Origin of the sequence: Moorena sp. SIOASIH (assembly GCF_010671925.1) — a bacterium.
Lineage (GTDB): Bacteria > Cyanobacteriota > Cyanobacteriia > Cyanobacteriales > Coleofasciculaceae > Moorena.
Window position 1 is genome coordinate 1134913 of the sequence record NZ_JAAHIH010000003.1, and the last position, 26135, is coordinate 1161047.

The 26135-nt window shown below is 42.7% G+C and carries 25 protein-coding genes and 2 pseudogenes; 19 read left to right on the forward strand and 8 right to left on the reverse strand.

Annotated features, from left to right (window positions below; all coding sequences use genetic code 11):
• Positions 1-26 precede the first annotated feature (26 nt).
• A complete protein-coding gene (locus tag F6J90_RS20175) occupies positions 27-398 on the reverse strand; it encodes a zinc ribbon domain-containing protein (RefSeq protein ID WP_293097295.1) in 372 nt (123 codons plus the stop codon).
• A gap of 93 nt (positions 399-491) precedes the next feature.
• Between F6J90_RS20175 and F6J90_RS20180 the strand changes: the two genes are divergently transcribed.
• From F6J90_RS20180 to F6J90_RS20200, 5 genes are all read left to right on the forward strand, one after another.
• On the forward strand, positions 492-1133 hold the full coding sequence (locus tag F6J90_RS20180; RefSeq protein WP_293097297.1) for a hypothetical protein: 642 nt from the start codon (positions 492-494) through the stop codon (positions 1131-1133).
• A gap of 76 nt (positions 1134-1209) precedes the next feature.
• Entirely contained in the window at positions 1210-1629 is a 420-nt protein-coding gene (locus tag F6J90_RS20185) for a class I SAM-dependent methyltransferase (RefSeq protein ID WP_293097300.1), read from the forward strand.
• 643 nt (positions 1630-2272) lie between these two features.
• Positions 2273-3643: a serine hydrolase domain-containing protein gene (locus tag F6J90_RS20190; protein ID WP_293097303.1), complete on the forward strand. Its 1371-nt coding sequence runs from the start codon at positions 2273-2275 to the stop codon at positions 3641-3643.
• A gap of 519 nt (positions 3644-4162) precedes the next feature.
• Positions 4163-4519, forward strand: coding sequence for a condensation domain-containing protein (locus F6J90_RS20195; protein WP_293097306.1), 357 nt, complete (start codon positions 4163-4165; stop codon positions 4517-4519).
• Positions 4455-5360: a condensation domain-containing protein gene (locus F6J90_RS20200; RefSeq protein ID WP_293097309.1), complete on the forward strand. Its 906-nt coding sequence runs from the start codon at positions 4455-4457 to the stop codon at positions 5358-5360. Before F6J90_RS20195 ends, F6J90_RS20200 begins: the two co-directional genes overlap by 65 nt.
• A gap of 267 nt (positions 5361-5627) precedes the next feature.
• On the opposite strand, the gene F6J90_RS20205 is transcribed toward F6J90_RS20200, so the two are convergent.
• Complete coding sequence (locus F6J90_RS20205) at positions 5628-5786, reverse strand: hypothetical protein (RefSeq protein WP_229415370.1); 159 nt, start codon at positions 5784-5786, stop codon at positions 5628-5630.
• A gap of 142 nt (positions 5787-5928) precedes the next feature.
• Between F6J90_RS20205 and F6J90_RS20210 the strand changes: the two genes are divergently transcribed.
• The 11 genes and pseudogenes from F6J90_RS20210 to F6J90_RS20260 all read left to right on the forward strand — a co-directional run bounded on the left by F6J90_RS20210 (position 5929) and on the right by F6J90_RS20260 (position 17480).
• Positions 5929-7251 carry a transposase gene (locus F6J90_RS20210; protein WP_293097312.1) on the forward strand — a complete coding sequence of 441 codons (1323 nt, stop codon included), beginning with the start codon at positions 5929-5931 and terminating at the stop codon, positions 7249-7251.
• Positions 7252-7362: 111 nt separating this feature from the next.
• The gene (locus tag F6J90_RS20215; protein ID WP_293097315.1) at positions 7363-8046 is read left to right on the forward strand and encodes a Uma2 family endonuclease; all 684 of its coding nucleotides are present in this window, start codon (positions 7363-7365) and stop codon (positions 8044-8046) included.
• Positions 8047-8227: 181 nt separating this feature from the next.
• Complete coding sequence (locus F6J90_RS20220; protein ID WP_293097318.1) at positions 8228-10042, forward strand: amino acid adenylation domain-containing protein; 1815 nt, start codon at positions 8228-8230, stop codon at positions 10040-10042.
• A gap of 292 nt (positions 10043-10334) precedes the next feature.
• Positions 10335-11078 carry a thioesterase domain-containing protein gene (locus F6J90_RS20225; protein WP_293097886.1) on the forward strand — a complete coding sequence of 248 codons (744 nt, stop codon included), beginning with the start codon at positions 10335-10337 and terminating at the stop codon, positions 11076-11078.
• On the forward strand, positions 11023-11292 hold the full coding sequence (locus tag F6J90_RS20230) for a transposase family protein (RefSeq protein ID WP_293097321.1): 270 nt from the start codon (positions 11023-11025) through the stop codon (positions 11290-11292). The genes F6J90_RS20225 and F6J90_RS20230 overlap by 56 nt, the downstream gene beginning before the upstream one ends.
• Before the next feature lie 294 nt (positions 11293-11586).
• Positions 11587-11823: a transposase gene (locus F6J90_RS20235; protein ID WP_293097324.1), complete on the forward strand. Its 237-nt coding sequence runs from the start codon at positions 11587-11589 to the stop codon at positions 11821-11823.
• Positions 11824-12104: 281 nt separating this feature from the next.
• Positions 12105-12206: pseudogene (locus tag F6J90_RS20240) on the forward strand (transposase); the annotation flags it as partial.
• 277 nt (positions 12207-12483) lie between these two features.
• Positions 12484-13965, forward strand: a complete 1482-nt coding sequence (asnB, locus tag F6J90_RS20245) for an asparagine synthase B (protein ID WP_293097326.1) — start codon at positions 12484-12486, stop codon at positions 13963-13965.
• Positions 13966-14104: 139 nt separating this feature from the next.
• On the forward strand, positions 14105-14725 hold the full coding sequence (locus F6J90_RS20250) for an ureidoglycolate lyase (RefSeq protein ID WP_293097329.1): 621 nt from the start codon (positions 14105-14107) through the stop codon (positions 14723-14725).
• A gap of 119 nt (positions 14726-14844) precedes the next feature.
• The gene (locus F6J90_RS20255; RefSeq protein ID WP_293097332.1) at positions 14845-16089 is read left to right on the forward strand and encodes a transposase; all 1245 of its coding nucleotides are present in this window, start codon (positions 14845-14847) and stop codon (positions 16087-16089) included.
• Positions 16090-16160: 71 nt separating this feature from the next.
• Entirely contained in the window at positions 16161-17480 is a 1320-nt protein-coding gene (locus tag F6J90_RS20260) for a TauD/TfdA family dioxygenase (RefSeq protein ID WP_293097335.1), read from the forward strand.
• 43 nt (positions 17481-17523) lie between these two features.
• Here the strand turns inward: F6J90_RS20260 and F6J90_RS20265 are convergent.
• Positions 17524-18909, reverse strand: a pseudogene (locus tag F6J90_RS20265) (IS701 family transposase); the annotation flags it as partial.
• A gap of 78 nt (positions 18910-18987) precedes the next feature.
• Complete coding sequence (locus tag F6J90_RS20270; protein WP_293097338.1) at positions 18988-20232, reverse strand: condensation domain-containing protein; 1245 nt, start codon at positions 20230-20232, stop codon at positions 18988-18990.
• Positions 20233-20353: 121 nt separating this feature from the next.
• Here F6J90_RS20270 and F6J90_RS20275 point away from each other — a divergent pair, with 121 nt between their 5' ends.
• Positions 20354-21169: a 2OG-Fe(II) oxygenase family protein gene (locus tag F6J90_RS20275; protein ID WP_293097341.1), complete on the forward strand. Its 816-nt coding sequence runs from the start codon at positions 20354-20356 to the stop codon at positions 21167-21169.
• Between the two features lie 161 nt (positions 21170-21330).
• Here F6J90_RS20275 and lepB read toward each other — a convergent pair whose 3' ends face one another.
• Entirely contained in the window at positions 21331-22836 is a 1506-nt protein-coding gene (lepB, locus tag F6J90_RS20280; RefSeq protein ID WP_293097344.1) for a signal peptidase I, read from the reverse strand.
• 307 nt (positions 22837-23143) lie between these two features.
• Positions 23144-23275 carry a hypothetical protein gene (locus F6J90_RS43640; RefSeq protein ID WP_366513809.1) on the reverse strand — a complete coding sequence of 44 codons (132 nt, stop codon included), beginning with the start codon at positions 23273-23275 and terminating at the stop codon, positions 23144-23146.
• On the opposite strand from F6J90_RS43640, the gene F6J90_RS20285 reads away from it, so the two are divergent.
• The gene (locus tag F6J90_RS20285) at positions 23210-23404 is read left to right on the forward strand and encodes a hypothetical protein (protein WP_293097347.1); all 195 of its coding nucleotides are present in this window, start codon (positions 23210-23212) and stop codon (positions 23402-23404) included. The genes F6J90_RS43640 and F6J90_RS20285 overlap by 66 nt on opposite strands.
• 289 nt (positions 23405-23693) lie before the next feature.
• Here F6J90_RS20285 and F6J90_RS20290 read toward each other — a convergent pair whose 3' ends face one another.
• Positions 23694-23852, reverse strand: coding sequence for a hypothetical protein (locus tag F6J90_RS20290; protein ID WP_293097350.1), 159 nt, complete (start codon positions 23850-23852; stop codon positions 23694-23696).
• Here F6J90_RS20290 and F6J90_RS20295 point away from each other — a divergent pair.
• Complete coding sequence (locus F6J90_RS20295) at positions 23852-25063, forward strand: transposase (RefSeq protein WP_293097353.1); 1212 nt, start codon at positions 23852-23854, stop codon at positions 25061-25063. The two genes, F6J90_RS20290 and F6J90_RS20295, sit on opposite strands and share 1 nt — an antisense overlap.
• 187 nt (positions 25064-25250) lie before the next feature.
• On the opposite strand, the gene F6J90_RS20300 is transcribed toward F6J90_RS20295, so the two are convergent.
• Positions 25251-26090, reverse strand: coding sequence for a class I SAM-dependent methyltransferase (locus F6J90_RS20300; RefSeq protein ID WP_293097356.1), 840 nt, complete (start codon positions 26088-26090; stop codon positions 25251-25253).
• Positions 26091-26135: the final 45 nt, after the last annotated feature.

Here is a 26135-nt window from a genome sequence, read left to right on the forward strand (position 1 = left end):
CAATTTTGACGGAATACTAGTTGACCTTAACTAGTGGCCATCAGGGCTAGCAAAAAGCTAGCAGCGATTAATACCAATAGACCTAGTAAGGCTGGGTTTCTTTGACACCAAAGCCTGACGGATTCGAGTAAGCCACGCTGGGGATTATAAATCTGCTCAGGCTCTAAGGTACTTTCAGAACTATCGTCGTAAAGGGTACACTGCTTAGCATAGGGACGTTGGGGAAAGGTACAGGTATCATCAGCATGATAGGTACAGGTTTCACACAAGGGGGTATCTCCTGTGGTTTGGTGTAAGGTAATCCCCGGATGACCATAGGCTTTAAGGATTGCTCCACAATGGGGACAGGTAATCACCTTGCTATTGATAGGTTGATGGCATTTGGGACAATTGGTCATTAGTCATTAGTCATTTCTCAATAGTTATTTCTTAATCTTAACTGTCTTACACATCCAGCTGATTCCTGTTCTTTGCCTCTTTAGGGTTTAATCATGTCCCCGTACTTAATTATTTGCCCCGGTATCCATGACCACCAACTGACCCAGGATTTTTTAGCAAGTTTGGAGCTATCAAGTCCTTGGACTGAGAAAGTGTTAATTTTTCCAGCTCAGGACTACCCAGCTTACTCTGCTATTCATATTTTAGAGTTCTTGCAACGTCACATTGGTTTGGTGAAGACTCCCATAGTCTTGATCAGCTTCAGTGCTGGGGTAGTGGGTGCGATCGCAGCAGCTTGGGGTTGGCAGCTACTGGGAGGAAACATCCAAGCATTGATCGCTATTGATGGCTGGGGTGTCCCTCTGTATGGCAATTTTCCCATCCACCGGATTAGTCACGATTACTTTACCCACTGGAGTTCAGCGCTATTGGGGGCAGGGCAAGACAGTTTCTATGCTTCACCACCTATAGCCCATTTGGATTTGTGGCGATCGCCTGGTCAGTGCCAAGGCTGGTGGGTTCAGGTGCCTAGAGGTGAGCAACCACCAGAACGAATTTATATCACTGCGGCTGAGTTTATTATCGAGTTATTGGTGATTTACTCAATAGACTTCTTCCAGAAGTCGGGAACAGGGAACAGGGAACAGGGAACAGAGAACAGTGGAGAAGAATTGACACAAAAACTATCAGAATAATACTTTTGCAAGAGCTCTAATTAAGTAATTAGCTAGATAGTAGAATTTGGTTGAGTATCATCAAGCTTGAACTATTGTGGAAGAACACGAAATAGTAACAATTGCTGAGTATCAAGCAACAGCAGAATCTTTCCGGGAAGGCACCTGGAATCACGATGTCTCTCAAAATCGCAACGCCTTGGTGGATGCTATGCCCCGTAATCCAGGCAAGATTCTGGATTTAGGTTGTGGTCCTGGTAGAGACTTGGTGGCTTTTAAAGACCAGGGCCATCAAGTAATTGGTCTCGATGCTACATCAGCATTTGTTAGGATGGCGCAACAAGTTTCAGGATGCGAGGTTTGGCAGCAATCGTTTCTGAACCTCAAGCTGCCACCAAAGAGCTTTGATGGGATCTTTGCCAATGCATCCCTGATTCATATTCCCCGTGCTTCCATGGTGAGGGTACTTAAGGACATAAAGCGATCGCTTGTTAGCAATGGTGCCATAGTTATTTGACACTCCCCGCCCTATAAGAGCGGGGATTCTTAGTTCATCGACATGCCTTAAAATTAGTTATCCACCAAAGGCAATATTTAAGCCCAATATCCGTTTAAAAACCAAATACCTAGCCTAATTTAACTAACCCCAGTGGGCTTATCTCCCTAAGCGTTGAGTTTTCTCAGTTTCCGTGTGCCCCACGGTACGTTTGTATTTCAATTTGCTATTTTACTGGTTTTCGGTATCCGTTAAGATCCATGCGTTTTGGCGGTGCGACCCGTGGCGAATTTAATTCGCCGACGGAAAGCGCACCGAAGAGGTTTTTCGCTCCTCGTGTACTAGTATCGCTTTACGTCGTTGTTTTTAAATTGGCAGTACCGACGAATCCTACCTGTACTAGGCTAGATGTTTATTATAACATACTCTACTTAAAAGCCGTCCTAGAAGGACGGGGCTTGAGACCCAAAATTTTTGGTCAATGATTCGTGGTGATCATGAGGGTTATAGTGCAGGACTTACGCATAACCACCACATCTAGTAGTATAAAACACCATTATACCTCTAATGATAGCTTATTTATGTTAATTTGCGTAATTACTGTGTATATAACAATTCAATATGGTATATAACAATTGATGATCGATTTAAGGAAATTGTCACAATGAGGTATGTATTGAGAATATTGCTCGCTATTGTGATTATGAGTGCTCTGATACAGCAGCCGTCATATGCAGAGAATAGTGACTTATACAAGTATTTATCTGTTCCAGGCGCCCGTGCCACGCTTCCTGTAGAAGCAGCCAAAGAGCCGTTTTCCAAGAAATTCGTGGATCATGCCCGTGAGAGGTTTAATAACTTCCACCTTCAGATGGGAGGAGACCACGCACTTTATTACCTGATGAACCTCCCTGAGTTCATGCCGACTGCAATGTCTATGCCAGCTGTGGAGTTCAAGCCCTTGGAGCGGGCTCCTAACAAAGATGTAGCTGACATAGTGATAGAGACGGACAGTGAGGGACCGCTCAAACTCTCAAAATACTCAAAAAAAGAGACCTTTCGCCACCAAGGCATAATGATGATTCACAAAGGCAAGGTCGTTTTTGAAGCCTTCCCAGGAATGAACGAAACCGATATGCATGTCTGGATGTCGTCGGCCAAGACGACTGTTGGACTGATATCAGCAATGTTGGCTGAGGAAGACGAGATCGACGTCTCTCAACCAATCACCAAGTATGTCCCTGAACTGGCTGGCACTGCGTGGGATAATTTGAGTGTCCTTAACTTGCTGAACCATACTTCAGGGCTTGATTCGGAGGAGACAGGCGAATCGATCCTTGACCCAAACTCAATCATAGTCAGTTACTTCAGTGCCATCTTTGGGACACCTAGCTCTGGCGGTTGCCCAATAGAAGACACGGTTTCCGTAATGCGAGCCTTTTCGCCGTTATACGGAGAGGAGCCGGGAGAAGTTTTTCGCTACTCCTCTCCAAACACTGATGTATTGACGATGATGATTGAGCATGTAGAGAAGAAGCCGTGGGCTGCGGTATTTGAAGAGCGCGTATGGGGCAAACTCGGTGCACGGATGCCAGCTATGTTCAGCATGAGACCAGAAGGTGTTGCTTTGCCTCTAGGTTTGATGTCCACGACGCTGGAAGACATGGCTCGTTATGGTGTGTTGTTTACGCCGAGTTGGCAGGCAGTGGCGCAAGAGGATGTGGTGAGTGACGACGTTCTGCAACGTATCCAGGAAGGAGGAGACCCAGAAGCTTTTGCGGGGAGTGCGAAGGATGAATCAGGCTTCAAGAGTTTTGGGGGCGAACGTGCCGAGTCCAACAGCTACCAGTGGGATTGGATTTTTGAGGACAGAGCTATGGCCAAAAGTGGCAATCTTAATCAAATAATATATGTGGATCCAAAACGAGATTTTGTTGGGGTTGCCCTATCGACTGCGCCCTATGTAGAACCTTATGGTGAGACAAAAGCACCTGCCTATATGCGGAAAGCCGCCAAGCTTCTTGCCGGAGAGTGATATTTGTTTTAGTAGAGCAATTTTACTTAACTGGAGTTTAGACTATTTCTTGATTTTAAAATAAATTTCCAAGATCAATTTGAGAGATTGAATAAATTTTCATATTTTAGTCTAAATTCCAGGTTCAATGAACCACATAAAAAAAATGATCACCTTGTAGAGACGTTGTATGGGACGTCCCTACTGTAGTCTAATAATAAGTAAGCATTCAGCTATTAGCGGTCAGCTTTCAGCAATAAAAACGAATGAAATTAAATCTGGTAAGTATAGAAACGGGTTTGTATTAGATACTTACCATGTAGAGCTTTGTGCTACATTTAAAGACAATAGTAATATGTAAATATGTGAGCATTCATTGCTATAAAATATTGGGAGATGGTGAATATGGGGGCATTTTTATACCTTTTGCCCCTATTCTATTTCTCTATATCCTGACTTCTGACTGCCAAAATACCAAAATGATTATGTTCAAAAAAAAAAGATTTAATTAATAATTCAGAAATTCGTTATATTTATCCTATGTCAGAGGCGCAAAAATGCTTATGGTTTCTCCACCAAATCGCCCCTAACAATACCGCTTACAATGAGTATAATGCGGTCAAAATAAATTCACCTTTAGATATAGAAGCCTGGAAAGCAACATGGCAAAGAATCGTAGAACGCCATAGCATTTTACGAACCACTTATGGAACGGATAATGAAGGCGAACCTGTGCAAATTGTTCATCCTACGATGAATGTCCCCATGCAGGTGATTGATGCTAAGGGTTGGAGTGAAGAAGCGATGCAGCGCGGTCTTGGGGGTTCCCCCCATGAGCGACTGCATCAAGACACGGTTAAAGCAAGAAATTTTAGCCTGTGCAGATGTTCTCTATGATTTAGAAAAACACCCCATTATCCGATTATATTTGTTTCAGCGTTCCGCAACGGAATGGGTTCAATTGTTTACCATTCACCAGATTGCTAATGATAGTTTTACCAAAGATTTATTTTTAAAAGAATTCCAACAATTATATGGGGGTATTCCAGTTAAAGAACCTTTAGCTTATACCGATTTTGTCAATTGGGAATCAGAAATGCTGAAGTCACCTTGGGGAGAAACGCTTTGGCAATATTGGGAAAAACAATTAGCGGGTGAGTTGCCAATTTTAGATTTACCAACCGATCTACCGCGCCCCAGTCTAGTTACTTATCGGCGTGATTCTCATGAATTCAAGCTCAATATTGATCAAGAAGCGATATCCTACGTGAGGGAAAAACTTGAAAAATTAGATTCGAGTGCTCAGGGAAAAGAAATATTGGAAACAGCCACAAAATACATTGATGAGCAGGGCACTTCATTTTCCCGCGTCCGTGATTTTTTAGAAGTAATGCTTATTCCCTCCCTTGATTTTGATTTCTATACTTATCAGTATGACGATCAAATTGCAGTAGATGATAATGCTATGGATACATCAGATGAAGAATCAACAAGTTCCCTTGAACAAAAAATTACTGAAAAACCAGTAACCACTGAAGCGCAACAGTGGGTAACAAACATTCAGAAAAAGTCACTGGAATTTTATATTAAGTTAACCCAATTTCGAGACCAAGGTTACTATGTAGAGGAGAACGGTGGTGAGAATAGAGATTTCTTTGCAGTAGTTGAAGACTTCCTCGCTCTACCAGACAAGCCACGTCAAACTTCGGCAAGTACATCTGCAGGCACATCGACTTAGAGAAGCCAAATTTTTATGGGTGTGGTCAGCGTTCTCTCGGATGTGAGCTCCGAGAGCTGCGCTGACTTCGTCAAAAGTTTTGTAGGGTGCGTTAACGTTAGTGTAACGCACCATCAGACTTGATAGCTGATCATCATCACACAAGTGAGGGTTAATCGATTAGTGATTTTTTTATTGGAAATAGGAGAGTTTGAGAGGGGAAAGAATACCCAGTCCTCTTAGGTCGGGGATGAATTTCCCCTCTCAAGTGGCGTAAGCCACAATCTGTTAACTAGGCAATACACCGGCTTTTCCCAACGCTTCCAAATATTCGGAGAGACTTACACCGGCAACGGAAGCTAATCGCTTCAGTCCGTTCCATGCTGTATCCGTCACTCTAATGGTATGTGCTCCTTTGGGTTCCCCGTGAATACAGGGTCTTCCCATTTTTTTTGTTTCTGTTTTAGCCATTTCCTGGTCACTTTACGATTCTATAATCTACAATTAAGATAGCACGGACAAAGAGGTCGATACCATGCAATACGGATACGTCTACAAGCTCATTCCAAGTTCTCAGCAGATGACTGTCATGAATCGGTGGCTGGATATGCTCTTAGCGCAGTACAACTATCTGTTAAGGGATAGGAATGATTCCTATGAGCAGGTTAAGTCACCTAAAATGGGGAATTACTGCGACTTGAGGACTCGTGGAGAGGCGTGTCCGTTGACTTGCTCGGTCAATAAGTCAACCTCTGTTGGTTATCCTTGGAAGAAAAGCCAGAAAAATCCTAGACGTAGTGTTTATGAGCTTCAAAGTTCTACTCTTCCGACTTTAAAAAAAGAACGCCCTTGGTACAAAAAAATACACTCAACTGTCCTGCAACAAATGCTAAGACAGTTGGATACCGCCTTCTCAAAATTCTTTAAAGGTGAAGCAGGGTATCCCAAACCCAAAAGACGTTCTCGTTACCGGAGCTTCAAGTACTCACCAGGTCAAGTAAAACTTGACGGCAATCGAATTTACTTGCCCGGAATAGGATGGATGAGATTTTATAATTCTAGTCCTATCCCAACAGGTTTCACGATGAAATCTGTGACCGTGCGTCGAAAGTCACGGGGTTGGTTTGTCAGTATTCAGATCGAGGACAAATCAGTTCCGTTACCTCCGGTGAAAACTACTGATGAAATCAACCCAAATTGTGTCAAAGGATGCGATTTAGGTATCAAGAAACTTGTCAGTACTTCTGATGGCGAAACTATTGCAAACCCATCTAACACTAAAAAGTACAAGCGTCAAAAAAGGCGCTTGAAACTAAGACAAAGAGCTGCGAGTCGGAAGCAGAAAGGCTCAAATAACCGCAAAGAATCTTTTAGTAAGGTTGCGTCGTTACACGAACAGTTAGCCAACAAGCGTTCTGCGTACCATTGGGAAGTGGCTAAAAAATTGACTGATGGTACAGATGCCCTGGTTTTTGAAGATCTCAACATTAAGGGTATGAAGTCTCGTTGCAAACCCAAGCCCAATCAGGATGGTGGGTATGATTCGGCAAAGCCGACGCTTCGCGAACGCAACGGACAATCTGCCAAAAGAGCACTCAATCGTTTAATATCTGAAGCCGCCTGGGGAGAACTAGTAAAGAAGGTAGAAGTCGTGGCTGGGAAGTCAGGCATAACGATCATCAAAGTCAACCCTAAGCATACATCTGTTGAATGCCCGAAATGCCATCACATCAGTGCAGACAATAGACATGGGGAAAAGTTCCTCTGTACTGAATGCGGATATCACGATGATGCTGATGTGAACGGTGGTGTAAACATTAGGAACAGGGGTTTAAAACAACTGGGTATTGACCCCATCCAGCTACCCTCGGTGCGAGGGAAAGTTACGCCCATGGAAATAACAGCCACTTAGGTTGTGCCTGGGAATCCCCATCCCTCGTGATTAGTGGGGAGGTTCAATGGAAAATCTCTCATGGTGCGTTACAGCTTTGGTAAAATTAAGGCATTGATTAGGGCTTAAACTATGACCCTTGGAATCGAACAACCAATACAACAGAAACTCCTGAACTTTGAGGAGTTTCTTGCTCGTTATGGTAGTGATAACCGCTATGAACTGATTGATGGAGAGGTTTTCGATTTGGAACCAACAGGTCAACATGAAGAAGTTGCTGCCTTGATCACCACCAAAATTTGTGTTCAGATCGATAGAATAGGTTTACCTTGGTTTGTTCTTCAACGAGGACTATTTCGCCCTGCTGACGTTGGCATGACTGCATTTCGACCTGATGTTGCAGTTGTTGATCGAACAGAACTGGCTAGAGAGCCACTTTGGTCTGAGCAATCAGTTCTGACCCGTGGCGATTCGATTAAATTTATAGCGGAAGTTGTTAGTAGCAATTGGCAAAACGATTATGCCCGTAAAGTTGAAGACTACGCAACTTTAGGCATTCGAGAATATTGGATTGCAGACTACGCAGGACTAGGTGGTATCCGGCATATTGGGAAGCCCAAACAACCAACCCTTTCTATCTGTACTCTAGTAGATGGAGAGTATGAAATTCAATTACTCCGAGGTAATCAGACTATCACCTCTACAACTTTCCCCGATCTGAACTTGACGGCTGAGCAAGTGTTGAGAGCAGGTAAGTCTGACTTTTCACGGGAAGTCCTAAAATCTAGTCAAGAAGAAGTAATGAGTAATGAGTAATGAGCGTCTGACGACGCAGGGAACAGGGAACAGGGAACAGAACCCACCCCTAACCCCTCCCAGGAGGGGAACAGGGAAAAATACGGCGTCGAAAAAGAAGATAAGAAACAAGTTAGCTTCCCTTGGAGCCTTCTGCCTTCTGCCTCCTGCCTTCCGCCTTTTTTCTGGAGAGTAATGAGTAATGAGTGAGGTGGAGTTGCCGTTATTAATTGAGTGGAATAATACTCAGGTTGACTATCCCAAAAAAAATCAGTGCATTCATCAGTTGTTTGAGGAACAGGTAGAAAAAACACCCGATGCAGTGGCGGTGGTATGTGAAGACCGAAAATTAACCTATCGGGATTTAAATTGTCGGGCGAATCAATTAGCACATTATTTACAATCGGAGGGAGTCGAACCAGAAGTTTTGGTGGGCATATGTGTTGAACGTTCTCTTGAGATGGTGGTGGGATTGTTGGGCATTCTCAAAGCCGGTGGGGCTTATGTTCCTATAGACCCAGGTTATCCTCAAGAGCGGTTGGCTTACATGATTGAAGATACTCAAGCTTCAGTACTATTAACTCAAAAAAACTTGGTAACTGGATTACCGGAAAATCAAGCGCAAATCATTTGTTTAGATGCTGACTGGAATCTAGTTAGTCAACAAACTGACTTAAATCCCAACTGTACTGCTTCTGAGGAAAACTTGGCTTATGTAATCTACACTTCCGGTTCTACAGGTAAGCCTAAAGGTGTAGCAATGAAGCACCTGGCTTTGAAGAATCTGATTTTGTGGCAACGGTCAAACACAACAGTTTCACCAAAAGCAAAAACCCTGCAATTTGCACCAATTAGCTTTGATGTCTCCTTTCAGGAAATATTTTCAACCTGGTGTGGGGGTGGAACTTTAGTCTTAATCTCAGAAGAACTGCGACGAGACCCTGTTGCTTTGCTACATTTGTTAAGAGCAAAACAAATAGAAAGACTGTTTCTTCCTTTTGTTGCCTTACAGCAGTTAGCAGAGACCGCTCAAACTTTGGGATTTATTCCCACCAGTCTGCGGGAAGTAATAACAGCAGGGGAACAGTTGCAAATTACTCCAGCGATCGCCAGCTTTTTCTCCCAGCTAAAAGATTGTTCCCTTCATAATCAATATGGACCATCAGAAACTCATGTAGTCACAGCATTTACCTTAACCGGTTCTACTGACACTTGGTCAGCACTACCACCTATTGGTCGTCCCATTGCTAACATTCAGATTTACATATTAGATCAATTCGCACAACCTGTACCTGTAGGAATTCCTGGCGAGTTGTACATCGGGGGAGTTTGCCTAGCTAGAGGTTATCTGAACCGTCCTGAGTTGACCGCAGAACGATTTATTCCCAACCCCTTTAGTCAAGAACAGGGGTCCCGCCTTTACAAAACTGGGGATTTAGCCCGTTATTTACCCGATGGAAATATAGAGTTTCTCGGACGTATTGATAATCAAGTAAAACTTCGAGGTTTCCGGATCGAACTTGGAGAAATTGAAGTAACACTCGCTCAACACCCCAACCTGCGGCAGACTGCGGTGATTGTCCGAGAAGACCAACCAGGGGATAAGCGCTTAGTCGCTTATGTTTGTCCAAATGAGGGGCAAATCCCGACTTCGGGTCAACTGCGACGCTTTCTCTGGGAAAAGTTACCAGACTACATGGTGCCCGGAACGTTTATCATTCTGGAAGTTTTCCCCTTAACACCCAGCGGCAAAGTCGATCGCCGGGCTTTACCCATTCCCGATGCTTCAAGTTTGATTCGTGAAACCAGTTTTGTTGCCCCCCGGGATTCGGTAGAACTGCAACTAGCTCAAATTTGGTCAGAGATTCTGGGTTTGACATCTCCACGGGTTGAAACCGCGTGGATTCTGTGGTTAGCCCACCGAAAACGGGTTGAAACCGCGTTTTCTTTAAGCCTGTCAACAGACTCCTACATCCCTCAGATAGAAAAATCTACCTGTGGACTTACTTGGATTTAACTTTTCAGCCTATGCCAATGAGGAATACTCCCTGTCCTGCCTGTTCGCCATTGACTCGTCATACTGTCGGCAAGCCCGTTGTTTCGGTATAGCAGGAGTTCCACCTTTAACTAGGACAGTTCAACGTACCGCTGATTTACCATCAATAATAGCACTTAACGACGGGATAAATCGAGGGGCTGTGTGCGGAACCTGCGTCCGCACTTTATAAGCCCCGTTCCGCGTGTCGCTATTCAACCAGGGGATGAATCCACCTGGCTAACTTTCTATCGCGTTATTTTCTGTTTCTCCCATCGGAGTCCGAGACAACTTCTTTGACTTGGGTGGTCATTCTCTGTTAGCAGTGCGTCTGATGGCTGAGATTGAGAAACAATTTGGCAAAAATCTATCTTTAGCCGCCCTTTTCCAAGGCGCTACCCTAGAACAGTTAGGGATTCTACTGCGCCAAAAAACTGATACTCACTCTTGGTCTGGCTTAGTTGCCATTCAACCCCAAGGTTCCCAGCCACCGTTCTTCTGTATGCCTGGTTCCGGTGGCAATGTGGTCTACTTCCACCAACTCGCCCGTCATCTGGGAAATGACCAACCTTTTTACGCCTTACAACCCCCCAGCTTAGATGGGGTGTCGGAACCCTTTAGTAGTGTTGAAGAGGTAGCCGCTTACTACCTCCAAGCCATCCAAACCCTTCAACCCTCTGGTCCGTACTTCCTGGGCGGTCACTCCTTTGGGGTTCTGGTTGCTTTTGAAATGGCACAACAGCTACAACAGAAGGGAGAAACAGTCGCCCTACTCGCCCTATTTGACCTTCCCGCCCGACTTCCTGGTAGCACCCCACAACAGCTAGATTGGGATGATACCCGATGGTTGACCAATATTGCCCAGATCCTCGAAATGTTATCTGGGAAAAATCGGCTCTTGCGTATTTGGTCTGCTAAAATATTAGTTGAAAAGCTAAAAATACTCATCAATGAAAAGAATAATGACAAAATTACTAGGCTTACCAGGAATTGTAGTAGAAGACAGCCAAGAAATTGATAACACGATAATATTAAAAGTCAAGAGGATAGAAAAAAAAGCAGTTTGTCCACGCTGCGGACAAAGAAGCCACAGACTACATCAAAATAAATATCATTTAGTGAAAGATTTACCCTGGAGCGGTCAACAGGTAATTTTGAAAGTGAATAGAAGACAGTTTAAGTGCGAAAATTGTCAAAAACCGTTTAGTGAGAAGTTAGATTTTGTAGGATAAATAAAAAAAATCAAGAAAAGATATGCGGAAAAAATCACGCAGCAAGTTCTTCATAGTGATGTAAAAAATGTAGCATAAAGTAATGGCTTAACAGATGAAAAAGTGTGGAAAATGGTAACATTCATAGCGGAGTTAATCAAGCCAATAAATTTAGAAAAGTTAAAAAGATTAGGGATAGATGAAATCAGCTTAGTGAAAGGACAAGGAAAGTTTATAGTAGTATTAGTAGACTTATAAACCCATAAATTAATTGGATTAGTAGGAGCGAGAACTCAATTAGAAATAAGAAAAGTCATGGTGACATGGGGAGAAAAAGTTTTAAATCAAATAGAAGAAGTGAGTATAGATATGACAGGAAATTATAAATTATTGGTGAAAAAGCTCTGTCCAAATGCCGAGGTAACAATAGATAGATTTCATGTAACGAAAATGGTTCATGAAGAATTAAATCAGGCAAGAATAGACCAAAAAAAGACAGCAAAAACATTGCAATTAAAAGAAAAATCGAAATTATTTAGGAGTATAAAATGAAGTAAATATACGTTAGAAAAATGTTTGGCGCGAGCCAATTTTACGAATTAAAAAGATAAAAAAATTTATCAGAACAAGTAAAAGTTGCATCACCGCTAATAGAAATCATGCATAATCTTAAAGAATAATTCACTCATATATTTGACGAAAGTAAAGATTTAGGATCAGGAACATTGAGGTTAATAGACTGGCTCAAAAAAGCGGGAAAATACTACCCAAAAAGCGTTAAGACAATAAAAAGATGGCTAGTATAAATAGTGGGATATTTTGAAAGCAGGACAAATAGTGGAGTGGTGGAGGGAATAAATAACAAATTAAAACTAATAAAAAGATGTGGATTTGGACTAAGAAATTTGACTAACTTTGAAATTAGATCTATAATGAATTGGCACTTTGATGATAGCTTAGCATACTAAAAATGAAAGAGCCCAAAAGGAAGGAGAGAAAACCCAAAAATGGTTCAATAACCTGGACTAGGAATGGGTGGACGATATTCCTACCTTACTCAAAGTAGGTACTCATAAAGAGCCTGAAAAGAGAGGAGCGCAGTGAGGTTAAAGTCTCATGCTGCGTTCTGAAGACGAGTCGGGTTGGTGACAACCTGGCTTAGTTTAACGCCAATTGCGATGACAGCATTGAAGTTACCTGGACGATAAAGATATGTGTGGAATAGTTGGATTTTTTGGCTCAAATTTACCTGGCTTTGAAGACGCATTGTCAATCTTAGCTCATCGCGGACCGGATGGTACCAGTAGCATTTGCCAGGAAAACTATGCTTTAGGACATAATCGTCTTGCCATTATTGATGTAGAAGGAGGACAGCAACCATTATACGATCCGCAGAGCAAATTATACGCTATTGCTAACGGAGAAATTTATAACCATCAACAATGGCGCGATCGCTTGCAGGGAAACTACAACTTCTCAACCAACAGCGATACGGAAATTCTGCTACCGCTCTACCAAAAGTTTGGCACTCAGATGCCTCAAAAAATCAGGGGTATGTTTAGCTTTATCTTGGCTAGCGATCAGGAATTCTTTGTCGCTCGCGATCGCTTAGGCATTAAACCTTTATACTATGCTCAAAGTGAAGAAGGTTTATTTTTTGCTTCGGAAATCAAAGCTTTAATAGAGCATGGTGAACAAATTAAAGAGTTTCCTCCAGGACATTATTACCATTCTAATGAGGGTTTACAACCCTACTACGATTTTCCCGAAATCGATGTGTTTTTAGAAGATGTAGAGGTGATTTTAGAAAAAATTCGCCAAGGACTTTCTCAAAGTGTCCGCAGGCGTTTAATGTCTGACGTTCCTGTAGGAGTATTTCTCAGTGGAGGACTTGATTCTAGCATTATTGCGGCCTTAATGAAGCGAGAACTGTCAGAACTACATTCTTTTTCCACCGGATTTGCTAACTCTCCAGATCTGAAAGCAGCAAGATTAGTAGCAGAATATTTAGGAACAATTCATCACGAATATATTTACTCAGAAGCAGAAATGCTTTCTGTTCTACCCGAGGTAATTTACCACTTTGAATCCTATGATGCCGCTTGGTTAAGAAGTTGCGTACCTACCTACTTGCTATCTAATCTTGCTAGCCAATATGTCAAAGTAGTTCTAGGAGGAGACGCATCAGATGAGTTGTTTGCTGGCTATAGTTATCTAGCTGATTACAATGATGCCAAGACCTTAAATCAAGAATTGGTATCTCGGATTAAAGGATTACATAATCTCAACTTGCAAAAATTAGACAGACTGACAATGGCTCATGGTTTAGAAGCAAGAGTTCCTTTTCTAGATATAGACTTTGTGGAAATGGCACTGAGTATAGAGCCAACCCTCAAGCTTTACCAGAGCTTTGGCATTGAAAAATGGTTGCTCCGTAAAGCTTTTGAAGACTATTTACCCCCAGAAATAGTTTGGCGAGACAAGATGGAATTTGCTCATGGTTGTTCTTCCTCTAAAGTTTTAGCAGCTCGCGCTGAGGCTACCATTTCTGACGAAGATTTCGATCGGGCACGCTTTCGGGGAGACCCCATAAAAAGTAAGGAGGAATTACTCTACTACAGGATTTTTGAGCAGTATTTTCCTCAGCCTTATGCCGTCAATTTAGTTGGCAAGTGGGAGCGAACTTTCCATTAATATCAAATCGCAATAAATGACCGCGCGGAAAAACAAGAGGGTAAAAAAAGCAAAGCCAGTAAAATCAATGGTTTTACGCCTTTAACCCAATTGTTAATTGTTAATTGTTAATTAATATAACAGTTCAATTATTAGTTAAATGCAAGAAAAAATGGCGGCGAAAGTCAATTACTATGATGTTCCCTTAAAAAGGTTGAATTCCCAAAATGCTCTGGGATTAGGGGTTGTATTCACGGATTTTGAAAATGCGAAAATAGAGTTATGCAAATGGCCTACTTCAGGAAAACGACCTTTAATTTCCAAGGGGGGTTACGGTACTGTTATTGAAGAGGAGTTCAGAGTCTATTGGAAGGGGTCAACCCTATATTCTGCCGGTCATCAGAATGCTCGCGGTGGTGCAGCGGGTAAGATTATATCCGAACCAGAAAGTAACTCTAAATATCTTCTGGTCAACTGGCTGAGTGCCCATCTAGATGCAGGAGAAGCGTTTATGCCTAAAAATGGTGAACCGAGCATATATCTGTTAGCTCCTCCTAAAGAGGATGTCAAACCGGAAGACTTTGTAGCTCTTTATTCAGATGGTAGTTGTGGCATCTCAATAGATCCTGGAGTCTGGCACACAAATCCAATATCACTTTCAGAAAAAGAAGTTTTTTATCAGAGGAAACAAGGGAGTATTTATGCAACAATCGATTGTTTCTTAACCAAAGAGCATAATACTTGGTTAAAAATTCCCCTAGGTCAACCGCAAGACGGTTAAACTGCTCTATTCTATCGAAACAAAAAACGTCTTGGATCTGGAAAGCTCCATCTTCAGCTTTTCTGTGTAAAAATCTAGCTAGTTAACAGGGCTGGATAGAATTATGATACCATATCCATATGCTGAAACTAACCTACCAGTTCAAACTAATCCCCTCTCCTGAGCAGGTCGCCATCATCGAAGATATATTGGCCGTCACAAGAAAAGTGTGGAATTATGCACTACGAGAGCGAAAAGATTGGATCAATAGTAGGAAGTGTTCTGTTAATTGTTGCTCATTGCAACAAGAGTACATTATCCCAGCCGATGTTCCGTATCCTAACTACAACAGACAAGCCGCCAACTTAACAAAAGCAAAAAAGACTAACCCCGAACTCAAAAGAGTAAATGCTCAAGTGTTGCAACAAGTCCTTAAAACTTTAGAGAGAGCATTTAACAACATGAAAAATATGGGGTACGGTTTTCCTCGCTTTAAAAATAAGTATCGGATGCGGTCATTTGTATTTCCTCAGTTTAAGAGTAATCCCATCTCTAACGAGTACATAAAACTCCCACAAATTGGATTAGTTCAGATGAGATTATCTCGTCCCATTCCAGAAGGATTTAAACTGAAACAAGTACGGGTCGTTAGACGAGCAAGCGGGTATTTTGCCATGTTATCTCTGCAAAGTCCTGTCAGCATTCCGGATACTCCGGCTTCTGGACATCCATTAGGGATTGATGTCGGTTTGGATAAGTTCTTAGCAACTTCTGATGGTGAGTTAATTGAACGTCCTAAATTTTTAACGAAACTACACGGCGAGTTGAGATTACTGCAACGTAGATTAAAGTTAAAAGTTAAAGGTTCAGCGAATCGACATAAACTCAATCAAAAGATTGCAAGAGTTCATCAAAAAATATCAGATACCCGAAAAGACTTTCACTTTAAACTGGCTCATCATTTATGCGACCAAGCTGGCATGATATTTGTAGAAGACCTAGATTTTAGAACTTGGGCAAAAGGAATGTTGGGTAAGCATACCTTAGATGCTGGGTTCGGTCAGTTCTTTAATATCTTGGCTTGGGTGTGCTGGAAACGAGGGGTATATTTTGGCAAGGTTGACTACCGATATACCAGTCAAATTTGTCCAAATTGTGGAGCCCATACAGGTAAAAAAGACTTGTCTTTGCGTCTTCACAAATGCCTTGAATGTGGTTATGAAGCACATAGAGATGTTGCTGCAGCAAAGGTGATTTGTACTCGAGGTGTCACTGGTGTATGTGCGGTCGGGCAGATCGTGGATCAAATTGACTGTGGAGATGGTCTGACAGGGGCTAGTAATGGTCTAGTCAAGAATCTAAGAAACAGTAAACCTAAATCGTGAGGTTTGGGAATCCCTCGGTAAATCAGAGATTATACTGAGGGAGGATGTCAATTATCGATAAAAGGAGTAATATGGTCACATTAGTTCAGCAACTCAAATCGGCTTTTCGCATCCAATCGGTTACCACCGTCAATAACGGGGTGCAAATTACTTGGAAAGATGGTCACGAAAGCTTTTATCACAACCTCTGGCTGCGCGACACTTGCCACTGTCCCAAATGTTTTCAACCAGACACATTAAGCCTCAACAGTGGAGAAGGAGAAGGACACGACCCCCTGAAAATGCCACTAAATCCGATAACTGAAACGGTCAAAATAGACCGCGAAGGAAATTTAGATATCATTTGGGGCGGTGAAGAACCCGGACATCATAGCGTCTACGATCCATCTTGGCTGCGAGTTCACTGTCAAAAAGAGCCCGCTCTCAAACAGCGACGAAAACCCCAACTGTGGGACTCATCGCTGTCCATCCCATACTTCGATTACCAGGAAGTGATGAGGGACGATGAAACGCTACTGCATTGGTTGGATAAAATGCTGGATGTGGGAATGGTAATTATTGACAGCTTTCCCAAAACGAGAGAAGCATTTCAGGCATTAGTAGAGCGCGTCGGACCGATTCAGCAACGATATCACCCTACCGACATCTATACTTTAGACACAGCCAACCAACTAGCAGGAAATATCCACCACTCCTATAAGTACTTGCATCGGCTGGACAATCATACCGATCACGTCTCCTACAACGTTCCTCCCAGACTTCAATTTCTCGGATGTATTGAATACGAAAATCCTGACAATGACAGACAAGGATATTCCACTCTGGTAGATGGTTTCAAAATTGCTGAAGTTCTGAGGACTCAGCAGCCAAAATATTTCGAGCTACTCACCCAAGAGTATATACCAACAGGTCGCAGACGACTGGGTGTAGAGGAAAAAGTATCTGACAAGGAAAAAGGCACCAAAAAATACCAATGGGAAATCTATTATCGCCAGCACGTCATTAATTTGGATAAAAATGGCGAAGTTTACCAGATTCGTCACAATAAAAACGACCGCGTACCCCTTGAGGTTTCCCCGGATAAAATTCAAGACTTGTATGCCGCCTACCAAGCATTTACAGCATTAGCTGAATCTCCAGAGTATAACGCCGAATTTCTTATAGCTCCCGGACAGGTATTGGTAAATGATAACTGGCGACTGCTCCACGGACGGACGGGTATTCGGAATCCCCAACTGCGACGAGTTTTACTGGGAGCGTATATGAAGCCGGAAACATTCCGCAGCCGACGGCGACTGTTGCTCGGGAAAAAAAGTGGAATGCCGGATATGTGGTTAATGGGATGTTCGGACCGCGCTTTAGAAATTCTGGCAGAGCGCATGAGCGATTGAAATTAAGGCTAAATTTAGCTATTGGTACTAAGCGCCAAATAAGCGCCCAAATATAGCCCAAGCTGGCTTTATATCTAGCCAATACGTTCCAGTTTTCTTGGAGCCAAGGGACAAAACGGCAAGACATGGCGCTACGAAAAGCATCTATTGCGTCAGCAAATGTCTCTAAAGGTTTCGATGCCCATCGCCTTCGTAATCCCCCAGTCAGTTGATGGCACAAAATAAAAGTATAGGCACACATAACTAAAATAAAATGCCTCATCAAGCTGCGTTTGTGCCGAACTTGATATTCTTTTAGTCCCAGCCACCCCTTGGCTTCTCGATAAAAAACTTCTACCCAATTTCTTTGAGCATAAGTCTCGACTATCCACTGGGGAGTCACCACCTCCGTTTCCTGGTTGGTCAAAAAATAGTCACGGTGCGCTTTCCAATGGGCGAGTAAATCGCCCTTGGGTCGCACCGCAATGTCTGTGGCTTCATCAAAGCTTGGTTGATTCATGACGATCGCCAAACTTCTGATTCCCGACAGACGAGAGACTTCCACTTCAAGTCGGGCTACCCAAAGGGTTTTTGAGGTCGTTAAATTGAGTTGTACTTCATCGTTTGCCTCCGATGGTAGGCTTTGGGCTAACTCATCCACTCGAATGGATTCGGAAGACATCACTGATTTCTCTACACTCACTTTTCGTTCGCGTAGCGTGCGCCAAAAGCGCATTTTTGGCAATTCCTCCCAAATACTTTAGCTTTCTTTTCTCTAGCTCTAATAGAAATGATGTATTGTTTCCATATCCCCCATCTATCAGAACAATTCCCGGATGATATCCTCGATTTAATGTCCGTTCGCGTAGCGTGGGCTTTTTGCCCATCGATTAATCCCAAGGCCAGTTCTGGTTTTTTGAGGAAGGCTGGGTCTTTTTTCCCTTGGGGTAATGAACCGCTGTGCTGATATAACTCAATATCTAAGGGCAGGCTTTTTCGCCCATCATATAGATGAGTTGTCACCATCACAATTCCATTATCCGTTTTGCCGATTTCGACCATGTACTGCCTGCCTACACCCGAGGTGAAGTTTCCACTTTTTCTATGTCCGCTATCATCTACGATAAGTGAGAATCCACGTTCGCGTAGCGTGCGCCAAAAGCGCAGGAATTTTTGTCTGACGAGTGCTATTCATTACCTGCAATCGGCGCTCGTTGATCTCTTGTTCCTTCCAATTGGCTCGTACTGCAAAATGCCTTAAGCTGTGGTATGACACATCTACAGCATTTCCCGCCAGTTGAGATAGGTTTTTTCGGGCGCTTTCTCCCAATAATCCTCCCAAATAGTGCCTAAACTCTTTTCTTTGCGCTTTGGTTTTGAACCGATCATCAAAGCGCTTGCACCATCTTTCGAAGCATGGGGGCATGGCTGTGGATACGGTTTCTTTCATTGACTCACCATCCCTACATGAGCTAACCTAAAGAGTATACCATCTCTACACTACCATTCTTTTTTCCTCTTTTTCTCGCTAAAGTACCACTAGCCAAGGGATTAGTTGAGCTTCTGTTGGCACTTTCACCCGCAATGGTAAGGTATTCATCAACAGCCCCACCATAGTTTCTACTCCTGGGAAATTAGCCTGACGACCAAAAACCGTCACCCCAAACATTACCTCTGATTCCCCACTATAGCGAGATAGCAGTAAAGCCCAAGCAGCTTGCACCAGAGTTGAGAGGGTGAGGTGATGCTGCTTGACTAAGGATTGGAGGGCTGCTGTTACTGAGGCTTCTACATAGCACTCCAGCTCTTGGTAGCTAGATGGCTGCTGCTGTTGATAGGACTTACGAAGTTTAGTTGGTTTTGCCCCCCTAACCCCCCAATTTTGCGGTGCGACCCGTGGCGAATTTAATTCGCCTACGGAAAGCGCACCGGGAGGGGGAATGATGTCAAAGTCCCCCAGCGAGGGATTGCTCGCTGGGGGATTTAGGGGGCTTTGCGTAAGTCCTGGTTGAGAGGGAGTTCGGTCTACTACCAGAGGAGTGGGGGCTGTAAATCCTTGTAGATTTTCCCGCCAAAATACCTCAGTTTGAGATGGCTGTTGCTGCTGTAGCCAACCAATGTAGTCTCGGTAGGGAGTTACCGGTGCCAGAGTACAGCTTTGACCTTGGCAAGAGGATTGATATAAGCTCAATACTTCTTGGAAGATGACTTGTAGACTCCGACCATCTAGCAGGATATGGTGGAAACTCCAGACCAATTGGTAGCTTTCATTCTCTAGCCGAATTAGATACCACCGCATCAGAGGAGGGTGATTGAGGGCAAAACGTTGTTGGCGGTCCGTTACCAACAAGGCTTCTAACTGCTGTTGTTGCTCCGTTACTGATAACTCTCGCCAATCTTGATGCTGCCAAGACCAATCTACCTGTTTGAGTACCACTTGTAGGGGTTGTTGCCGATGCTCCCAAATAATGAAGGTACGTAGAACTGAGTGCCGCTGCACTACTTGTTGCCAAGCCTGCTCCCAGATATCAACTTGCAAGGGACTAATTTTCAACAGCAATTGCTCTACATAGACCCCTGATTCCGGAGCATAGAAACTCTCAAACAGCATCCCTTCTTGCATCGGCGACAAGGGGTAGATTGATTCTAAATTCCTATAGTTAATTAATGTGAGTAAACTGTCGAGTTCGGTTTGACTCAACTGGGCAAGAGGAAAGTCGGAAGGAGTATAGTTTCTAGCTTCTAGAGATTCTATTCGCTCTTGTAAGTTCACTATATACTGGTCTTTTCGGCTGCTCAATTCGTATTATACTGTATTGGGCGATCGCGAGATAAACTTCCCAGAATCCTGGTAGAATTACCTGAGTTGAGTTCTTTTTTTTGTTTTCTGAATCATGGAACTACCAACTATCAATGCTGTAGATAGGGTGACGCGAGAAGAAATAAACACCCTTGTTAATCTGGGTTGCTGCTATGTCAGAATACTAGAAACAGAAATTTTTGAACATTTTCAAATTATAAAAAGAGAGGCTTTAACTTTTTTCAGGCAGGGCGAAATCCAAAAACAACAATGGTTTGCCCATGGAAAATTTGAAGGTTATATCGACCGTTCATTTGATGACATACATTCGGTTCAACAGTTTTTATTTAGGTTGAATAATCCCAGTGACCCCTTTAAAGAGTGTCGCAATTCCGTTTTCAAAATATCAACTTATTGTGAAGAGCGTATTATTCTAGTTCTGTTAAAAGAGATATTTAGTCACTTTGGTATTGAACAGTATTTCGAGGAAGTCGTGAGTGATAGTGATCTCTCTTCATCATTCTCAATTGCCTATTATCCGGCTAAGGTAAATACAAAGAAGAAAAGCAATAGTGGAATGAAAGCTCATAAAGACTATGATTTGATGACTGTAATTTTGATGGACAAGCCAGGATTAGAAGTATTTTGGAATGAGCAATGGTATGACGTTAATCCCCAACCAGGGTATGGGGTGCTATTTCTGTCTGAAACCTTAGAAAAAATGCTAGGCGGAAGGATAAACTCAAGTATACATCGAGTTCGCATACCAGATGAGGAACGTATTTCTATAGGTGTTTTTAAAGGGCCAAATACTAATATTCCTATTCAAGATTACATCCATGATCAAATCCTGTTTGATTCACATGAGCAGTGTTTAGAACATTATCGCCAGTTATTCCGGGGGGAGTGACAAAAAAGCCTGTAAGCTTTTCCGGATGGAAATTTGAGTCAAAACACTTCTTTGTTTGGGACTAGAGTTGACTATTCATGCTGATGCTGCTTGGGGTGGTTACTTCGCTGCCATGATTCTGGAAATGGTTCAAGACTCGAACCAGACAATGTACATCAATTTCACAAGGCTATACCGCTGCGATCGCGAGGCCAGTAGATTATGAATGCTTTACCAATAATGTTGTCTCTGGGAACAACCCCCCAATGGCGGCTATCGTAGCTGTTTTCCCGGTTATCACCTAGTACCAGATAGGAGTTAGGTGGCAGTGTCACCGGTTTACACAAATAGGGTTGCGGTACAGATTTACAAGCATTCATGACTGTTGGTTGACCGTCAGCAATATAGTCTTCTGCTAATGGTTGATCATTAATGTAGACCTTTCCGTCTTTAAGTTCTACCTTGTCACCTGGTAAACCAACTACACGTTTAATAAATGGGTCCGTCAAGTTGTGCTTTTTGAGAGTATCAGTAGGGTTAAATACTATGATATCTCCTCTCTCTGGATCTTTGAAGCGATAACTTAACTTTTCAATAATCAGGCGGTCATTAATTTGGAGCGTAGGTAACATCCCACCAGCAGGTATGTAGCGAGCTTCTGCAACATATGCTTTCACACAAAACTCCAAACCAACCTCACAAATACCAAAAATCATTAGGAGTAAAGAAATAGTTACTATAAAATTTTTCGTTCTTTCTCTACGAACTGGTGAAGCCGAGTAAGCATGATAAGCAACAAAAGCGGAAACAATCAGTGGAGCTAAGGGAAAAATTCCTGAAACTATACAAATAATAAAGAATAAAATACCCAGCCCAACTTTCTTAATGTATAAATGACCCAAACCAGGCAAACCAGGTATTACTCCTGATAAAAATACAGCCAGCCAGGGGTCTTTGTCTCTTTTTCTAAATTTTTCAAAGCTTGCACTATTCGCTTTTATGGCACATTGATGAGCATCAAAGAGATTCCATAACCAGACCGGCATAATAGCTAACCAGCAGAGGAAGCCGATTATCAATTTAACTTTAGGAGTTAAGATCAGAATTAATCCCAAGTACAACAGTACATTTATAATAGATATTATCCACAATCCTCTAATAATTTTACCTGAGTATATCTGCCCGATACCAGGAACAAAGTTTGATAAAATTACAGCTAACCAAGGTTCTTTACCAGATAATGACGAGTCATTAATCAGATTTTTTCGACTTTTCTTAGCATTATTATACCTATAACTTTTAGCATTGATAGCACTCTTGGACTGTTGAACTATTCTGTCTTCTATAGGTACATCATTTGAAGTGGTATTATCCGACGACGATATCGGTACCGGGTTGGAAGCACCAGGGCTCTCTGGTACTCCACCAATTTGATTGTGATCGTCACTTTCGTTCGTTTCGATCTGCTCTTCAGTCCCCCTGCTCAATAGCTCTCCTGCTTTGGAGTCATCAAAATTTGTTTGGTGGAGTACTAACTGGATTGTTTCACGCCAATCTGGGGAGTTTTTACCCAACTGACATCCATAAACCTTGACGGTTCTAATCGATTCAACTTCCAAAGCGATCATTCTTTTACGAATGAAAGCTACTAATTCTTCTTGATTTGGTACTTGAGTTGACTCTAGCAACACAGACAAGCAGTCATCTCTGAGTTTAACTTTAGCTCTAATGCCTTTGGATTTGAGAGAATGGTTGATTAATGCCGCGATCGCTTTTGGATTGCCTTGCTTAGCTAATCCGGTAATGTTCTGATGGGTCATTATTGTAAACTATCAATGGCAGTGATGCTTGTAACAATCTACTCAATTCAATTAAATTAAATTGAAATCAAAGGTTGAGATAAATTAATCTGCTAAAAGTTAGATTTATTAAAAATTTAATTTTTTTGGATAGATTAATTTAATTTAAATTCTGGCATTTTGGTCAGTATAACTGTTAATAATCTTTTAGGTTTTGAGGATTTTTATGTTGGTTCCATGGGGCGATTTCAGATGTGAGGGTATGGAGATCAGGGATTCTACGATTAAGCCATTGCCTGGTCATTGCCGAGAGTTCGATTTCTGCGATATTGAGCCAGGAGCTATGTTTCGGGCTGTGGTGGATTTTAAGTTTTTTAGTGCGATGCTCCTTGGCCTTTGGGCCACGCTACGCGAATGGAGCCGCTACGCGAACGCATTATCCTGTCGATTGGGTTAAGGTAACGAAACCCAACATCATCGATATCGATCTCGGGCGAAAAATAGCAGAAAATTAAGCAAGGGGCAACGATCTATGATCGGCGAGTCATAGCCATTACCCCGTAGACCGTAAGTTCGCGCTGCCCTGTAGACGTTGCCTGACCCTCGCCCATAGATCCAGGGCTTGTCCTACTCCCGTCCTTTTTCTGTAATATTATTACGGAACTCTCAAAGCTGAAAGCCCCGTGTTTTTAAACCGGGGATGAAAGCTCATAGCGACTTGAGTCGCCGTGAAAAAAAAATCTTGGCTAGCCCTTGACAGTTTTATACAAAATTGCTAGAGTAAAGACATATCGTTCGCGTAGCGCGACCGCAGGTCGAGGAGGTCGAATTTCGTTCCCGTAGCGTGACCGTTCCCTTAGCGTGACCGTTCCCTTAGCGTGACTGAAGGTCAAGGTCAAGGTCAATGATCATTCTAGAGTTTAAAGCTAAAGGCAAAGAGTCCCAATATTCAGCCATAGATGGAGCTATTCGGACAGTTAAGTTTATCCGAAATAGCTGCATCCGTCTATGGTTGGACAATAAAGGGACAGGGAAAAGTGACCTTAGCCGGTACTCCAAAATACTGGCCAAGGAATTCCCTTTTGCTAATGAATTAAACTCTACCGCCCGTCAGGCTGCGTCTGAGAGGGCATGGTCGTCGATTGTTCGCTTCTACGATAATTGCCAGAAAAAAGTTCCAGGCAAAAAAGGTTTTCCTAAGTTTCAGAAACGCGCTCGTTCTGTCGAATACAAGAAGTCAGGATGGAAGTTGTCCCCTGACAAAAAGTCGATAACGTTCACGGATAAGAAAGGAATTGGAAAACTTAAACTCAAGGGCACCTGGGACTTGTGGCGCTTCGATAAAAATCAGATAAACCGGGTTCGGATAGTCAAACGAGCTGACGGGTACTATGTTCAATTTTGCGTTGCAGTTAACGTAAAAGAGGAGATAGCACACACGGGCGAGATGATAGGGCTGGATGTAGGACTTAAAGATTTCTATACAGACTCCAATGGCTATTCTGAACCCAATCCCCGTTTTTATAGAAAAGGGGAGAGGCGCGCTATATTTTATCAACGCCGGGTTTCCCGGAAAAAGAAAGGCTCATCCAATCGTAGGAAAGCGGTTAATAAATTAGGCAGACAGCACCTTAAAATAAGTAGGCAGCGTGAAGAACATGCCAAGAGACTGGCACGTTGCGTAATCCGGTCTAACGACCTGGTCGCCTACGAAGATTTAAGAGTTAAGAATCTGGTCAAAAATCACTGTCTTGCCAAATCTATTAATGACACAGGTTGGTATCAATTTAGGAAATGGTTGGAGCATTTTGGGACTAAGTTTGGAAGGATAACTGTTGCAGTAAATCCTGCATATACTAGCCAGAACTGCTCCGAGTGCGGTGAAACGGTCAAAAAATCTTTATCTACTAGGACTCATGTCTGTGAATGTGGGTGTGAACTAGATAGGGATCACAATGCCGCCATCAACATCCGAAATCGAGCCATAAGTACGACGGGGCACGTCGGAACTTGGATTATTAATCCGAACGCTTCAGGAGATCTGACCTCTACTGTTCTTGGTTCCGGCCAGGTTCAGCAAGTTGGGTCGTTGAGCGAAGAATCCCCGCGTCTTTAGACCGGGGAGTGTCAATGTAGTTCACTTCCACTTCTAGCAGTCCACTTTCTGAGGCGCAGCCTAACCAAGATCATTTGCTGGAGCGGTTCAGGTACTTCTGGGTGTAGTCCCTCTGATATGTCTTCAAAGGTTTTGATTGACCCAGGATAAACCACAACTAGCCATCCTTAGATAGAAAGTTTTCAGCTCATCCTTTTTGGAGAATCCAAAAAGCTGACACATAGGAAAGTTGGATCCTATTGCCGCAGTTCTTCTCTAGGGTTTCCCTCAAACCAGCAAACAAGGAATTCTTCTGCTGCGACTCTAGGTTGATGTAGGTTGAGTAAGTACTCAACAAGGCCAGATAATCATCGATGCTATAGGTAGGTTCGCAGAGTACATATTCCGACTTACAGTCATAAAAATAACCGGAGTCTATCACCTTCTCTACAAATTCGTTCAGCTTTTCTAACTGAGTTTTTGTATCTTCAGCATATCGTCTCAGAGATGGAGCATGGATCTGATAGACCTCATCCAACATTTGGTAAACTTCAGCCTGAGGATGCGGTCTGGTATTCCACAGTATAATGAGTACACCATTCTGTTTTAAAGCAGCATTAACTTTGGCATACCCACTTCCAGGCGCAACCCAATGAAAAGCCGTTGCTGCTAGAACCGCATCGAATATCTCGGACTCTAGCTCCCACTCCTCAAAAGTAGTATTCTTAATCTCTACATTGGAATACTGGGCACAGTTTTGTTGCGCTAGCTTACAAGCAGACTCACTGGGTTCTATACAGACCATTCTAAAGCCTAATTCTCCAAACGCTCTAGTTACAGTTCCAGGTCCACATCCTATTTCCAAAATTGTGGCATCATCTGGGAGTTGGGCTAACTCTACAGCCCGATCAACTATCGTTTGAGGATAGGTTGGTCTGGTTTTGTTGTAGGCATCTGCTACTGAATTAAACCAGGTCTTGTTTTGTTGTGACGTTCTGATATCTGCTACTAGCTTGAACCAGTTTCCGTCTTGTGACAAATCTTGCATAAATGGTTGCTTATTAATGATTGGTTGTTGTCAGTTAAGCGGAAA